Source organism: Mesorhizobium sp. CC13, assembly GCF_039907765.1.
In the GTDB taxonomy this organism is placed as follows: domain Bacteria; phylum Pseudomonadota; class Alphaproteobacteria; order Rhizobiales; family Rhizobiaceae; genus Aminobacter.
Map to the genome: position 1 here is coordinate 45,463 of NZ_JARDJI010000017.1, position 13,719 is coordinate 59,181.

The following is a 13,719-nucleotide window of genomic DNA, read 5'->3' on the forward strand; positions in this document are numbered from 1 at the left end:
GCTAGCGGGTGACGATGCGGGCCTTGGCCCGCAGCTCGTCGAGATACTTCTTGCTGAGTTCGTCGGCCTTTTCGTTGCCGGCGCCGGCGCCCTCGGCCTGGAAGACCATCTGGGCGACCTTGTCGTCGGACACTTCACGGGCGCTGCAGACGCCGATGAACTCGACGCCGCGGTCGGTCTCGCGCACCGGGGTGGCGCCGCCGGCCTTGAGCTTCTTGATCTGGTCGGCCCATTCCGGCGGGAGCTGCGGCGCGAGCACGCGACCGAGATCGCGCACCGTCACGTCGAGCAGGCCCTTGGCGAATTCGCGCGTCTGCTCGCAGCCGTTGAAACGGCCGCGCATCGCATCGGCCTCGCGCTTGCGCTTGCCGATCGAGCCGCGCTCGGAGGCGGGCACGACGAAGATGACCTGCTGCAGCATGTACTCGGTGGCAGACGGCTTGGCGCCGCCCTGCTGCAGCATGCGCCGCACGGCGTCCTGCTCGCTGGTTCCGCCGCCGCCCTGTTCGGAGCGGAAGCGGGCGCCGAGCGCCTGGTTCCAGCCCATCTGGGTGCGGATGTATTCCTTGAAGTGGCCCGCCGTCACGCCCGCCTGAGCCAGGATCTGGTTCATCTGCTCGGGCTTGAGCTTGTTGGAGCCGGCGAAGCGGGCATAGGCGTCGTCGACCTGCTTGTCGGAGATGCGGATGCCGAGCCGCTTCATCTCCACCTGCCGCAGCGTCTGCTCGACCATTTCCTGGCCGGCGTCGCCCTTGCGCTTCTGCAGCTTGAGGAAGGCGGCGCGGCGCTGGATGTCGTAGCTGGTGATCGGCACATCGTTGACGATGTACTTGATCTCGCTTGCCTGCGCCGGCTGCGCATAGGTGGCAACCGATAGCGACGTCGCCGCCACGAGCAGCGCGATGCCTGCCGAAAAGAGGTACTTCCGCATCGAAAAAAGTCCCGTTCAAACCCCAGAATCCGGGCTTCGCCCGGATGCGTATTGCCCCGTCCATGGCCGCGTTATGCGGCAAAACGATGTCACGTTGCCCCTACAACCCTGAGACGTACGTCAGAAGGAGCTCGATTTCGACCCGAAGTCGCCCAGCGTGCGGAACGAAATGTTGAAGCCGACGGTGCGCTTGACGTCATCGGGCTTGGTCAGCTCGCGGCTCTCGGCATAAGTCATCATGTAGCTGAAGCATTCGTCGTCATAGGCGAAGCCGAAGCCATTCTTGACCAGCACATCGGACTTGAGGTCGTAGGTGCCGGAGCCGAACACCCGCCATTCCTCGTTGATGCGGGCGGTGGCGGCGAGCGTCACCTCGTGCCGTTCCTGGGTAAAGCCGTAGAGCGGCTGCTCGTCGATGAAGGCGTATTTCGCCGAAACCGCGAACCTGTCGATGTCGAGCCCGGCCTTGACCTCGGCGCGACGCACTTCGAGCGTCTGCTCGTCGAAGCGGCCGCTGACGGACGCCGCGAAGCCGTTCGGGCTGGCGATGCCGGCGAGCGCGACATAGTCCGACGTCTCGGTCTCGAGCCCGGAATAGGCGCCGGCATTGACGAGGTCGGGCGAGGCGAACGAGTTGTCGCCGGCGAGCTGGTAGGACTGGCCGAACAGGGCGTTGGTCGTCCAGCCATTGGCGTAGCTGCCCGAGTAGCGGAAGCCGACGTTGGCGCGCGTTCCGCCTTCGATGCGGTCGTAGCCGGAGAACTTGTCGCGCTCGAACAGCGTGGCGGCGTCGAAAACGAAGCTCTGGGCATCCTCGTTGGGGATGCCGAGCCCGTTGATGTCGGATTCGCTCGGGCGGGCGAAGACCTGCGCCATCGGCTCAAGCACATGCGTCGCGCTGGTGGACGAGAACAGCACCGGCCAGCGCAACTCGAGGCCGAGTGTCGCCATGTAGCGGAAGAGCGACGATTGCACGTCGGCCGCGACATTGATGTCGGGATCGCCTGCCATGGTGTTGATGGCGGCAACCGAGGCATTGGAGGCGTCGAGGTAGCTGCCGTCCGCGCGGAAGGCGAGCAGCGGCGTGACCAGCAGGCCGCCGTCGGTGACGATGGTGCGCTTCCATTCGACTTCGCCGCTGAGGCGCGCCGACGTCCCCTCTATGCCGCGGACGGCCGGAGCGCTGGGCACCCAGTCGAGGTCCGAACGCTGGATGACACGTGCGTTGACGTCGATCGACAATTCGCCGCCGGCCAGCGGCATGTCCGGGATATAGGCATAGTCGAGCGACGGCAGCACCCAGGGCTGCTTGTCGGCGCGTGCACCCGGATCCGAATCGAGCGCGTCTTCCTGTACCTGGAAGCGCATGGCGCGCAGGTCGAAGTAATTCCGGTCGTTGAGGCCGGTCAGGTAGACTTCCGAGCGCTGCGTGCTGTCCGAGAAGCCGTCGATTTTATAGGTGCGCGAGAAATTCTTGTCGGACTGGACCATGACGTCCCAGCCGAACGTCCAACGCGGGTTGAGGTCGAAGCGACCCTTGGATCCGACCATGCCGCGCAGCTTGTTCTCGTCGCCCGCCGGGCCCGAATCCACCGTGTTGGCGTCGAACTTGTCCGGGTTCATCTGGCTGATGCCGGCGATCTTCAGGCTGTATTGGCCGTTGTTGAAGCGCTGGCGCCACTCGGCCTCGCCTAGGAAGCCCTGCCTGGTGTAGCCGGTTCCGGTCACGGTCAGATCGTAAGTCGGGGACAGCGCGAAATAATAGGGGACCGACAGGCTGACGCCGAGTTCGCTCTTGTAGCTGATGCTCGGGATGAGGAAGCCGCTCTTGCGCTTGACCGTGGGGTCGGCGATTTCGAAGGCCGGCAGGAAGGCGATGGGGAAGCCGAAGAACTCGAAATTGGAGTTCTCGAAGCGCACCGTCTTCTTCTGGCCGTTCCAGATGATCTTCTGCGCCTTGATGCGCCAGATCGGGGCCTTGTCGGGCTTTGCCTCGCAGGGTTCGCAGGCGGTATAGACGCCGTTGCTGAACGTGGTGAGGTAGCCGTCTTCGCGCTTGGCGCTCTCGGCGGCGAAATAGGTCTTGTCGACGGTCTCCAGCCGCAGCGAATTGACGAAACCGTCGGCAAAGTCGTCGGTGACGTCGATTTCCTGCGAGAAAATCTTGGTGCCGTCGGAATTGACGATCTGCACATTGCCGCTGGCGATCAGCCGCGACGTCTTGCGGTTGTAGGTCACGCGCTGGGCGACGAGACGGTTGCCGGCATAGTCGATCTGCACGCCGCCGACCGCAGTGACGGTCTGGGCGTCGTTGTCGTAGACGAGCGTGTCCGCCTCGAGCAGCATCTTCGAGCCCTCGGGCACGTCGGGCGCGAGGTCGGCGACAGTCTGAGCGAAGACAGGAGTGGCGGGAAGCGCGCTTGCAAACAGGCAAGCGAGCGCAGTCGCGCCGAACAAACGTGCCCTATGGGCCGTCCTGCGGCTGGCCAATGCGCCCCTCAACTAACCATCCTCCTTGTTAAGCAGGAAAGTCACCCCGAAAAACATTGCTACGACAACCGGAAACCACGCCGCAATGTAAGTCGGCACGAATCCCGCATTGCCAAATGCTTTGACCAGAACCGAAACGACATAAAGCAGAAAGCCGGCGACTACGCCACCCAGAATCATCGTGGCCGACTGTCCCATCCTCGCAAATCTCATCGACACTGTTGCAGCGATGAGCGTCATTGCGACCAAGAGGAAGGGCAGCGCCACCAGCGAGTGGAACTGCATGGCGAATGCGTTGGCCCGCAAGCCGAAGGAGCGCGCCACGTCGATCTTCGCCGGCAACTCGAAGAACGGGATCGTCTCGGGCCGCGCCAGCCTTTCCTGGACGAATTCCGGCTTCAGGTTGGTCCGGACCCTGTCGGTCGCCTGCGAGGTGAAGTTCTCGGCACCGCGCATGCTGCGTACACCGACAAGCTCCCAGTAGCCGTCGCGCAGATAGGCGGTCTCGGCGTCCTTGCGCTCGATCATGTTGCCGTCGGCGTCGAAGATGAAGAACACGGCGTCGGAAAGCTGCAGGCCCTGATTGAGCACGGCGCGGGCGCCGATGATGACGTCGGTCTTGCCGACCTTCTGGCGCAGCCATGGCGCGGAGAAGGCCGAGACCGAATTCGACTGGCGCGAACGCAGCTGCGATTCGAGCGCCTCGGCGCGCGAGAAGCCATGCGCGGCCAGCGGATTGAGGACGCCGACGGTGATGGCACCGAAGATGAGGGCGCCGATGCAGAACGGCAGCAGGAACTGCCAGGCCGAGATGCCGGCGGCGCGCGCCACCACCAGTTCGTAGCGGCGGTTGAGCGACACCAGCGTGGCCATCGCGCCGAACAGGCCGACGAAGGGCACCGTCTGCTGCATGATCATCGGCACTCGGAGCGCCGAGACCGTCAGCGCCAGACCGAAGGAGTAGCCGGGCAGCCCGCCGATGTTGCTGGAGAACTCGGTGACGTCGATGATGAAGATCAGCGCGAATATGCCGACAAAGAACCACGTCGTGATCGCGGCATAGCGGAAGAAGAAATAGCGTCCGAGCGTCCATCCCATCATGCCGCTCCCTGCTTGGGAGCGGTGCCGTAGCGCAGCGCCGTCAGCCGGTCGCCGATCCGGCCCATGACGGAGGCAAGCCAGTCGGCGGCTGCAACCGGCAATTCCATGGGGCGATTGCGGCGGATGAACCAGATGGAGATGGCGGCGGCTGCAAGCGGAATGCCGTAGACGAAATAGCTCAGCCAGCGGATCGACTCGGCCTTGCTGTCGGCGAAGAAGCCGAGCCAGCGAAAGAACAGCGCGATCGTGACGGTGGTGACCAGCGGATGGATCCGGGCTTCGCGGTGCGAGCGGGCGTCGCCCGCGACCGCGAGCGCGATCAGCGCGAAGGCCATCGGGTAGAGCCATTCGGTGAAGCGGCGGTCCAGCTCGGCCTTGAACTGCAGCGGTTCGCGCTGGAAGAACTTGTCGTTGGCCGGCGGGTTGAGAAGATATGAGGTCGACCGGTCCTTCGGCCGCATCACCACTTCGTTGGCGGCGGCCGTGAATTCGCTGAGGTCGAAGGCGTAGGAATCGAAGCTGATCACCGAAACCTCGCCGCCCGGTGCCTTGCGGTGGATCACGCCGTCGTTCATGACCAGCATCTGCTTGCCGTCGCGTTCGATGAACGAACCGTCCTTGGCGTAGTAGACGAGGTCGACATTCTTCTCGCGCGAATCCGCGACGAAGATGCCGCCGAGGCCGCCGTTGGGCAGGCGCTTGCCGACCTGGACGAAGAGGCCGTTGTCGACCTTGCGGAACGTGCCTTCCTGGATGATCAGCGAAAGCAGATCGGCGCGCGAGGTGGCGATGAGTTCGCGGTTGCGCTGCCGTGCCAACGGGTCGGCGACATTGTCGACGACGAAAGAGAACACGCAGGCGAATGCCGCAAGGATGAGGATCGGCCTGATGACGGTCAGCCGCGAGGCGCCTGCCGCATTGATCACCACGAGCTCGGAATCGCCGTTCATGGTGCTGAGCGTCTGCGCCACCGCGATCACCAGGGCAAAGGGCACGACGATCGGGATGACGGTCGGCAGGATGAGCGCCGCGACCTCGAAGAAGGTCATCGCCGACTGGCCGCTGTCGGTGACGAGGTCGATTCGCCCCAGCACCTGGGTCGTCCAGACGATCGCCAGCGTCCACGTCAGCGCCGCGATGAAGACCGCGAACGCGCGCCGCAGGATGTAGCGTTCAACAACCTTCATCGATGATCAGGATTCCGTGTTTCCGATGCAGCAGGCTGGCCGGGGGCTGCATGGCCTGCGAGTTGGTAGGGTATAGTCCAAGTGAGGCCGGCACAACTGGCCCCTTCCGTGGCTGCCAAAGTCCGAAACCGTCGCCCCTGCCGCCCGAGTGTCGGCAGCAATGGCTAAGAAAGGCCCAATGGAGGTGGTTAACACAAGGTTTCCGACGACATTGCGTCGGCGACCATAACCGACTTCGCCGAGGTCAGGCTTGCCAAACCGGCCAAAACGACGAAATGTCGCGCACCAGCGGAAATGGGTAACAACAAGCAGGACATCATGACTTCCAAGCCGTCGATCAGCTTCGCCAAGCCGGGAACGCCCAAGAAGGGGAGTGTGTTCGTGTTCTCCGCCGAGGACGGAGGGCTGAGCGATTCGGCGCGGGCGTGCGATCCGGCAGGCAAGCTCGATCTTGCCTTCCCGGTGGCCGACTTCTCGGGCAAGTTCGGCAGCTCGGTTGAAGTGCTGGCGCCCGAGGGAACCGCGGCCGACAGGCTCGTCGCGATCGGAGTCGGCAAGGTTGCGTCGCTCGACGAATATGCCTGGCTCAAGCTCGGCGGTACGATTGCGGCGCACCTGCGCAAGTCGGTCGAGGTCGCCGTCGTCCTGGACATAGCCGGTATCGCGGCAGACGGCGCGGCTGCCGCCCGCATCGCGGCAGGCATCCTGCTCCGCAGCTACGCCTTCGACAAATACAAGACCAGGAAGGACAACAGCAACGGCAAGGCCGACGACCGCAAGCCGGCCAAGATCACCATCCATTGCGCCGACACTGCTGCCGCCAAGAAGGCGTTCGCGGATGCCGAGGCCGTGGTCGGCGGCGTGCTGCTGGCGCGCGACCTGGTCAACGAACCGGCAAATATCCTGGGACCGGTTGAGTTCGCCGCGCAGGCCAAGGAACTCGAAAAGCTCGGGGTCAAGGTCGAGATCCTGACCGAGAAGGAGATGAGGAAGCTCGGCATGGGCGCGCTTCTGGGCGTCGCCCAGGGATCGGTGCGCCCGCCGCGCATGGCGATCATGCAGTGGAACGGCGGCAAGGCCAAAGACAAGCCCGTCGCCTTCGTCGGCAAGGGCGTCGTCTTCGATTCGGGCGGCGTGTCGATCAAGCCGGCGGCCGGCATGGAGGACATGAAGGGCGACATGGGCGGCGCCGCCGCCGTCACCGGCCTGGTGCACGCGCTGGCCGCGCGCAAGGCCAAGGTCAACGCCGTCGGCATCATAGGCCTGGTCGAGAACATGGTCGACGGCAACGCGCAGCGGCCGGGCGACATCGTCACGTCCATGTCGGGCCAGACGATCGAGGTGCTCAACACCGACGCCGAGGGCCGGCTCGTGCTTGCCGACGCGCTCTGGTACTGCAACCAGCGCTTCGAGCCGAAGTTCATGGTCAACCTGGCGACGCTGACGGGTGCAATCATGGTGGCGCTGGGCCAGCATCATGCCGGGCTCTTCTCCAACAACGACGAACTCGCCGGCCACCTGACCGCATCGGGGACGGCGACCCAGGAGAAGCTGTGGCGCATGCCGCTGAGCCCCGACTACGACAAGCTGATCGATTCCAAGAACGCCGACATGAAGAACATCGGCGGCCGCTACGGCGGGTCGATCACAGCCGCGCAGTTCCTGCAGCGCTTCGTCAAGGAGACGCCCTGGGCGCATCTCGACATCGCCGGCACGGCGATGGGATCGCCGACCAACGAGATCAACCAGTCCTGGGGCTCCGGCTTCGGCGTGCGGCTGCTCGACAGGCTGGTGCGCGACCACTACGAGGCGTAAGGCTGAACAAATCCGCCCCAGCGGCCACGTCATGTGGCGCGCTGGGCCGAATATCTCGAAGCCCTAGGGTGGCGCGAACTGAGCAATGGCCGAAGTCCTTTTCTACCACCTGACGGAGTCGACGCTCGAGGACGCCCTGCCGGGGCTTCTCGAGCGCAGCCTCCGGCGCGGCTGGAAGGCCGTGGTGCAGGCCGGGAGCGAGGAGCGGCGCGACGCGCTCGACGCCCATCTCTGGACCTTCCGCGACGATTCGTTCCTGGCCCATGGGAGCGACCGGGAGCCCTGGCCCGCCGAGCAGCCGATCGTGCTTACCGTTGGCGGGGAAAATCCCAATGCCGCGGAAATCCGCTTCCTGGTGGATGGCGCCTCGCCGCCGGACATCGGCCCCTACCAGCGCGCGGTCTTCCTGTTCGACGGCCATGACGCGATGCAGCTAGAGGCGGCGCGCGAGCACTGGAAGGCGATGAAGGCAGGAGGGCACACCGTGACCTACTGGCAGCAGACGCCCGACCGGCGCTGGGAGCGCAAGGCCTGAACGGCGCGGCGGCTGACCTTGCAGCGCCGCACCGTAAGGAACACCTATTTCGCGGCGCTCATCTCGCCGCCGACTTCCTTCTTGAATGTCTCGAAGTCGACCTGCATGCCGTTGAGGACCGTGCTCCAGTGGCGCGTGAGCGCAGCCAAGGCCACCGCCTCCTGGATTTCCTCGTCGGTGGCGCCGGCCTGCCTGGCGCTCTGCGTGTCGGCCCAGATGCAATAGCTGCAGGGGATCTGCGCGGCCACCGCCAGCGAGATCAGGGCCTTGGTCTTCGGCGGCAGGGCGGTCTTGTCGCTGAACTCGATGCTCTTGAGTTCCGACCATGCCCCCGGCAAGCCGGCCTTGGGGAACTGCCTGATGAAGCTCGGCACGCCGCCCATGGTCTTCTGGATGTCCTGGATCGCGGCGTCGTAGTCGTCGGCGTGGGCCGGCATGGGCGTCAATGCAAGGGTGGCCGAGCAGGCCGCGGCGCCGGCCAGGACCGTCATCGTGCGGCGGAACGAGGCGAAGGCGGGTGCATGGTATGCGAACATGACTTCCTCCTCTGGAACATTGTTGCCTTACGGTGTAAGGTATGCGTATTGATGAACCTTACACTGTAAGTTGTCAAGAGCAGGGCCATGGAGACGTCGATCAACAAAAGGCGAGCCCGCGGAAGGCTGTCGCGCGATCTCATCGAAGCCGCGGCGTTCGAGGTCATCGAGCGGGAGGGGCTCGCGGGCTTTTCCATGCGCAAGCTGGCGCAGGCGCTCAACTGCGAGGCGATGAGCATCTACCATCACTACCCTTCCCAGGCGCACCTGTTCGAGGCGCTGGTCGAGCGGCTGGTCTGCGACCTGGAGATCCCGCCGGCCGACCTGCCGTGGCGGCAGCGGGTGCGGATGGTGATGGGCGATTTTCGCGCGGCGGCCCGGGCCCATCCCGCCTTCGCTCCGTTCCTCGTGACCTATCGCATGAATTCGCCAGGATGCCTCGGATGGCTCGACGGGGTGCTCGCCGTGTTCGGGGGCGGTGGCTTCGGGCAGGAGCGCGGGGCACGCCTGTTCCGTGCCGCCGGCTACTATCTGATGGGGGCGATCCTCGACGAGAGCGCCGGCTATGCCAAGGGCCCGTCGGCGGTGACCACCGTGGACGACGAACGTCTGCGGCAGGACTATCCCAACGTCGCCGCGGCGGGGCGGTATTTCGCCGAGAGCGAATTCGACAAGACCTTCGACATGGGCCTCGACATGCTGCTCGATGCGATGGAACGCGACCTGCCGGCGAAGGCATGACGGCACTTTCCGCCGAACGGCAAAGGGCTTAGTAGGGGGCAAGCCTACCATTCCGCCGGCCGTCAGGGCGGCCGGCACCAGAGATTCAAACCATGCGGTTCCTGTTCCTTCTCGTCCTGCTCGCGGGCGCCGGCCTCGGCATCGTCTACCCCTGGGCAGCCACCAATTTTTCCGGCCGCGAGATCGGCACCTTCCGCGCCTACGACCGGGGAGGGACGTTCCGCTTGATCGAGGTGGCGCTGGCGAGCACCGATGCCCCGGTGCGCGTGCTGGTCGACCTGACGACGCTGGCGCCGCCGATCGTCACGCCGGCCCGGGCGGTGCTGACCATCACCGCCTCGACGCGCGGCGTGACGGTTCTGGCGCAGGCGCTCAATTTTTACGACTCCACGCCGCGCGAACGCAGCCCGCAACTGCCCGACCCGATCTTCCGCGACGATGCCGGCCTCATCCGCGACGTACAGGCGGGCACCTATCGCTTCGTCGTCGGCCAGGGCGATGCCGAGAACGTCCAGATCAAGAGCGTCGACCTGATCCTGCGGGCCGGCGGCATCGAGGCCGACGGGCGTGCGCAGCCGGTCGGCTTCTCGCTGATGGCGGTAGGTTTCGTCGGCCTGGTGCTGTCGCTGCGGCGCGGCCGCGATCGGCCGCAGAACCCGAACTCGCAGCCGCCGGCGCCGCGCTGGGGCAGGGGGACGGACAAGACATGAACTACCGCCACGCCTATCATGCCGGGAACTTCGCCGACGTGGTCAAGCACGCGGTGCTGGCGCGGCTCGTCGAATATCTCAAGCGCAAGGACAAGGCCTTTCGCGTCATCGACACCCATGCCGGCATCGGGCTTTACGACCTCGGTTCGGAAGAGGCGCAGAAGACGGGCGAGTGGCACGACGGCATCGGCCGGCTCGTCGAGGCGAGGCTGCCTGCCGATGTGGAAAACCTGCTCGCGCCCTATCTGGACGCCGTGCGTGCATCGAACCCCGATGGCGGCATCGAACGATATCCCGGCTCGCCGCTGATCGTCCGCCACCTGCTGCGCAAGCAGGACCGGCTTTCGGCGATCGAGCTGCATCCTGCCGACGCAAGGACGCTCGCGGCGCTGTTCGACGGTGATTTCCAGACGCGGGTGACAGAGCTCGACGGCTGGCTGGCGCTGGGCGCGCACCTGCCGCCGAAGGAAAAGCGCGGCCTGGTGCTGGTCGACCCGCCTTTCGAGAAGGAGGGCGAATTCGCCCGACTGGCCGACGGTCTCAAGCGCGCGCATCGGCGCTGGCCGGGCGGCATGTTCGCGCTCTGGTATCCGATCAAGGACCGCAAGGCGGTGGCGGCTTTCCGCGCCGCACTCGCCGACGCGGGCATCGCCAAGATCCTGGACATCGCCTTCGAGATCCGCCCACCGTCGCCGGAGCCGAGGTTCGACGGTACCGGCATGGTGGTGGTCAATCCGCCCTACGCGCTGGAGGCCGAGCTGCGCGTACTTATGCCGGTGCTCGGCAAGATCCTCGTCCAGGACGGAACGGCCCGCTGGTCGGCCGAGTGGCTGGCCGGCGAAGCGCCGGCTGCTTGACCGGAACACGGCGACGCCGCAAACTGCCTGGCAGCAGTCTTGGAGAGGGAAGCCATGAGTCGCGTCGCCAGCACCATCCTTGCCGTAACCCTCGGTGCCGGAGCAGCTCTGCTCGGTACGGGCGCCGCCAGCGCCGCCGACCTCGCCGTCGGCGCGGACTATGGCGATCCGGGCATCTGCGGCAACGCCTCGGTCCTCAACCGCATCACCGAGCGCTTCAGCTACCAGGTGCGGCATGTGCCGAACCTGCCGGACGTGGCCATCACCGACTTCCAGCGCGTCCACGAGCATCGCTATCTGGCGGCCGACGAGGACCACCCGATCGCCCGCCGCTATTGCGGGGCGACGGTGGCGCTGTCGGACGGCGGCTCCCGCGACATCTGGTACCTGATCGAGGAAGGCATGGGCTTCGCCTCGATCGGCGACAATGTCGAATTCTGTGTCGCGGGCTTCGACCGCTGGTACGTCTACAACGGCCGCTGCCGCGTCCTGCGCTGAGGCTTGGCGATCCCGATGAGGCTTGCATTGCGCGGCCGGGTCTCCGCGCTTTCGGTCGCGGGCCTTTTTGCGCTGGGCGCCTGTGCGCCATCAGAGCAGCAATCGGCCGATGCCGCACCGCAGGCGGCCGCGAAAGCGCCCGCGGCGGTGCCGCGCGGCGAGGGCTTCGACTTTTACGTGCTCGCGCTGTCCTGGTCGCCGAGCTATTGCGAGGCGGAGGGCGGCGAGGCTGACGGCCAGCAGTGCCGGTCGGGCCGGCCCTATGCCTTCGTCGTCCACGGCCTGTGGCCCCAGTTCGAGCGCGGCTATCCAGAATTCTGCCGGACGCGCGAGGCCGACGTCGCCACTGACAGGGCCCGCTCGCTCCTCGACCTGATGCCTTCCGCCGGGCTCATCCGCCATCAGTGGCGCAAGCACGGATCATGCACCGGGCTCGCCCAGGACGACTATTTCGAGGTGCTGCGGGCGGCACGCGAAAAGGTGGCGATCCCGGCCGACTTCAAGCGGCTGGAGGCTTACCGAGCGCTCGGGCCGGGAGAGGCCGAACGTGCCTTCCTGCATTCCAATCCCGGGATGGCGGCGGACGGCGTGGCCGTGACCTGCGACCGGCGCTTCCTGCGCGAGGTGCGCATCTGCATGGACAAGGACCTCGGCTTCCGCGCCTGCCCGGAGCTGGAGCGCAGCGCCTGCAGCCGCGACAGGGTGGTGATGCCGCCGGTGCGCGGCGGTTGAATTTCCGCGCGACCCGCGTTGCCCGCGGCACGGTTGCTGCATAAGGTCCACCGCCAAAAGGGGACCCTATCATGCCGAAACTGTTCTATTCTTCCGCCTCGCCCTACAGCGCCAAGGTCCGTATGGCGGCCGCCCATGCCGGCATCGCCGTCGAGGCGGTCACCGTCGAGACCGGCCCGCAGCCGGCCATGCTCACCGACGCCAACCCGCTCGGCAAGATCCCGGTCTGGATCACCGACGAGGGCGACGGCATCTATGACAGCCGGGTGATCACGCAGTATCTGAACCGGCTGTCCGGCCAGAAGCTGTTCCCGCGCAATGCCGCAAAGCGGCTCGAGGCGGAACGGCTCGAGGCCATGGCCGACGGCATTTGCGATTGCCTGCTGGCGATCGTCTACGAGCGCCGGTCCCGGCCCGAGGACATCGTCCACCAGCCGTGGATCGACAAGCAGTGGGCCAAGGTCACCCGCGCGCTCGACCTGCTCAACGCCAATCCGCCGAAGCTGCCGAAATCCATCACCGTGGGGCAGATCGCGCTGCGCGCCGCCATTGGCTACATGCAGCTCAGATTTGCCGGCAAGTGGGAGAAGGGGCGGTCCAGGCTGACCCGCTGGGCGGCGCGCTTCGACGAGAAGTTCCCCGAACTCAAGGCGGTCATCCCGCAAGGCTGAGCCGGCGCGGCCGGCGAGCGGCTTGCAGACGACGCGGCCAACAAAAAAGCCGGGCGCGAGGCCCGGCTTCTTCGTTGTTGCCGATCTTGCGATCAGAACTTCATACCGACGCCGAACTGGATGCGGTGATCCTTGCTCGACACTTCGGTCGTGGTGCCACCGAGATTGTAGTCGTCGCTGCCGAAGTCGGTGTAGCGATACTCGACGCGGCCGAAGACCGATTCCGTCAGCTTGACGTCGGTGCCGACGCCGGCCGTCCAGCCAAGCGCGGTGTTCGTGTCTTCGCCTACGGCGTTGCTGACCTCGATGCGCTTGCCGGCGCCGCCGGCGGTACCGTAGAGCAGGATGTCCGGCGAAACGGCATAACCGAGGCGGGCGCGCAGCGAGCCTTCGAAGCCCGACTTGACGTTGATGTCGGCGTTGTCGCCTTCCACGCCGCTGTAGCCGATGTCGCCTTCGGCACCGATCACGAAGTTGTTCATCTCGTAGTTGTAGCCGACGAAGGCGCCGCCGAGGAAGCCGTCGGTGTCGACGTTGGTGCCGCCGACATCGGACTCACCGCTGAAGCCGTAGCCGAGGAACACACCGGCGTAGGGCCCGCCCCAGCTGGCGACCGGGGGCACTTCCATCGGAACGGAGGGTGCCGGCGGCTCCTGCATGACGACGTCGGCGGCGAAGGCGGGCATTGCCGCCAGGGCGACCAGGCCGAACGCCGCGGCAAGCGGGCGACCGTGCTTGAGAATGGCAGTCATTGTTTTACTCCTTAAGCCAACGAAACACTGGCTTTCTTTCAAATTGGCGCCCTAGACCCGTCCGGGGGGAGAAACGGCGTGGGCGCCGGACGGTTCCGAATGTCGTGCCGAAATGCGGCTGAACCGAACCTGAAGTGAGGTGATTGGGGGGCGCAAATGAGGC

The 13,719-nt window shown here is 65.8% G+C and carries 14 protein-coding genes; 8 read left to right on the plus strand and 6 right to left on the minus strand.

The features are described from left to right. Position 1 precedes the first annotated feature (1 nt). From PV773_RS19620 to lptF, 4 genes are all read right to left on the minus strand, one after another. Entirely contained in the window at positions 2–931 is a 930-nt protein-coding gene (locus PV773_RS19620; protein WP_347967969.1) for a peptidylprolyl isomerase, read from the minus strand. Between the two features lie 120 nt (positions 932–1,051). Continuing rightward, positions 1,052–3,433: an LPS-assembly protein LptD gene (locus PV773_RS19625; RefSeq protein WP_347967970.1), complete on the minus strand. Its 2,382-nt coding sequence runs from the start codon at positions 3,431–3,433 to the stop codon at positions 1,052–1,054. Next, a complete protein-coding gene (gene lptG / locus PV773_RS19630; RefSeq protein ID WP_347967971.1) occupies positions 3,434–4,522 on the minus strand; it encodes an LPS export ABC transporter permease LptG in 1,089 nt (362 codons plus the stop codon). Beyond that, positions 4,519–5,709: an LPS export ABC transporter permease LptF gene (gene lptF, locus PV773_RS19635; protein ID WP_347967972.1), complete on the minus strand. Its 1,191-nt coding sequence runs from the start codon at positions 5,707–5,709 to the stop codon at positions 4,519–4,521. Before lptF ends, lptG begins: the two co-directional genes overlap by 4 nt. A gap of 318 nt (positions 5,710–6,027) precedes the next feature. Between lptF and PV773_RS19640 the strand changes: the two genes are divergently transcribed. Both PV773_RS19640 and PV773_RS19645 read left to right on the plus strand, forming a co-directional pair. Then, a complete protein-coding gene (locus PV773_RS19640) occupies positions 6,028–7,524 on the plus strand; it encodes a leucyl aminopeptidase (RefSeq protein WP_347967973.1) in 1,497 nt (498 codons plus the stop codon). Between the two features lie 85 nt (positions 7,525–7,609). Then, positions 7,610–8,059, plus strand: coding sequence for a DNA polymerase III subunit chi (locus PV773_RS19645; RefSeq protein WP_347967974.1), 450 nt, complete (start codon positions 7,610–7,612; stop codon positions 8,057–8,059). 44 nt (positions 8,060–8,103) lie between these two features. Here the strand turns inward: PV773_RS19645 and PV773_RS19650 are convergent, their stop codons facing one another. Beyond that, entirely contained in the window at positions 8,104–8,595 is a 492-nt protein-coding gene (locus PV773_RS19650; protein ID WP_347967975.1) for a carboxymuconolactone decarboxylase family protein, read from the minus strand. A gap of 87 nt (positions 8,596–8,682) precedes the next feature. On the opposite strand from PV773_RS19650, the gene PV773_RS19655 reads away from it, so the two are divergent. The 6 genes from PV773_RS19655 (at position 8,683) to PV773_RS19680 (ending at position 12,804) form a co-directional block, all read left to right on the plus strand. Continuing rightward, positions 8,683–9,336, plus strand: coding sequence for a TetR/AcrR family transcriptional regulator C-terminal domain-containing protein (locus tag PV773_RS19655; RefSeq protein ID WP_347967976.1), 654 nt, complete (start codon positions 8,683–8,685; stop codon positions 9,334–9,336). 92 nt (positions 9,337–9,428) lie between these two features. Beyond that, positions 9,429–10,046, plus strand: a complete 618-nt coding sequence (locus PV773_RS19660; RefSeq protein ID WP_347967977.1) for a hypothetical protein — start codon at positions 9,429–9,431, stop codon at positions 10,044–10,046. Next, positions 10,043–10,903, plus strand: coding sequence for a 23S rRNA (adenine(2030)-N(6))-methyltransferase RlmJ (locus PV773_RS19665; RefSeq protein ID WP_347967978.1), 861 nt, complete (start codon positions 10,043–10,045; stop codon positions 10,901–10,903). Before PV773_RS19660 ends, PV773_RS19665 begins: the two co-directional genes overlap by 4 nt. 54 nt (positions 10,904–10,957) lie before the next feature. Next, positions 10,958–11,401, plus strand: a complete 444-nt coding sequence (locus tag PV773_RS19670; protein WP_347967979.1) for a hypothetical protein — start codon at positions 10,958–10,960, stop codon at positions 11,399–11,401. A 15-nt stretch (positions 11,402–11,416) separates the two neighbouring features. Further along, complete coding sequence (locus tag PV773_RS19675; protein WP_347967980.1) at positions 11,417–12,133, plus strand: ribonuclease; 717 nt, start codon at positions 11,417–11,419, stop codon at positions 12,131–12,133. Between the two features lie 71 nt (positions 12,134–12,204). Continuing rightward, a complete protein-coding gene (locus PV773_RS19680; RefSeq protein WP_347967981.1) occupies positions 12,205–12,804 on the plus strand; it encodes a glutathione S-transferase family protein in 600 nt (199 codons plus the stop codon). Positions 12,805–12,896: 92 nt separating this feature from the next. On the opposite strand, the gene PV773_RS19685 is transcribed toward PV773_RS19680, so the two are convergent. Further along, positions 12,897–13,556 carry an outer membrane protein gene (locus PV773_RS19685; RefSeq protein ID WP_347967982.1) on the minus strand — a complete coding sequence of 220 codons (660 nt, stop codon included), beginning with the start codon at positions 13,554–13,556 and terminating at the stop codon, positions 12,897–12,899. Between the last annotated feature and the right edge of the window lie 163 nt (positions 13,557–13,719).

Coding starts and splice junctions, on each gene's coding strand:
- PV773_RS19645 (WP_347967974.1), top strand. CDS start 7,610: ATGGCCGAAGTCCTTTTCTACCACCTGACGGAGTCGACGCTCGAGGAC.
- PV773_RS19670 (WP_347967979.1), top strand. CDS start 10,958: ATGAGTCGCGTCGCCAGCACCATCCTTGCCGTAACCCTCGGTGCCGGA.
- PV773_RS19650 (WP_347967975.1), bottom strand. CDS start 8,595: ATGTTCGCATACCATGCACCCGCCTTCGCCTCGTTCCGCCGCACGATG.
- lptG (WP_347967971.1), bottom strand. CDS start 4,522: ATGATGGGATGGACGCTCGGACGCTATTTCTTCTTCCGCTATGCCGCG.
- PV773_RS19655 (WP_347967976.1), top strand. CDS start 8,683: ATGGAGACGTCGATCAACAAAAGGCGAGCCCGCGGAAGGCTGTCGCGC.
- PV773_RS19640 (WP_347967973.1), top strand. CDS start 6,028: ATGACTTCCAAGCCGTCGATCAGCTTCGCCAAGCCGGGAACGCCCAAG.
- PV773_RS19675 (WP_347967980.1), top strand. CDS start 11,417: ATGAGGCTTGCATTGCGCGGCCGGGTCTCCGCGCTTTCGGTCGCGGGC.
- lptF (WP_347967972.1), bottom strand. CDS start 5,709: ATGAAGGTTGTTGAACGCTACATCCTGCGGCGCGCGTTCGCGGTCTTC.
- PV773_RS19685 (WP_347967982.1), bottom strand. CDS start 13,556: ATGACTGCCATTCTCAAGCACGGTCGCCCGCTTGCCGCGGCGTTCGGC.
- PV773_RS19665 (WP_347967978.1), top strand. CDS start 10,043: ATGAACTACCGCCACGCCTATCATGCCGGGAACTTCGCCGACGTGGTC.
- PV773_RS19680 (WP_347967981.1), top strand. CDS start 12,205: ATGCCGAAACTGTTCTATTCTTCCGCCTCGCCCTACAGCGCCAAGGTC.
- PV773_RS19660 (WP_347967977.1), top strand. CDS start 9,429: ATGCGGTTCCTGTTCCTTCTCGTCCTGCTCGCGGGCGCCGGCCTCGGC.
- PV773_RS19620 (WP_347967969.1), bottom strand. CDS start 931: ATGCGGAAGTACCTCTTTTCGGCAGGCATCGCGCTGCTCGTGGCGGCG.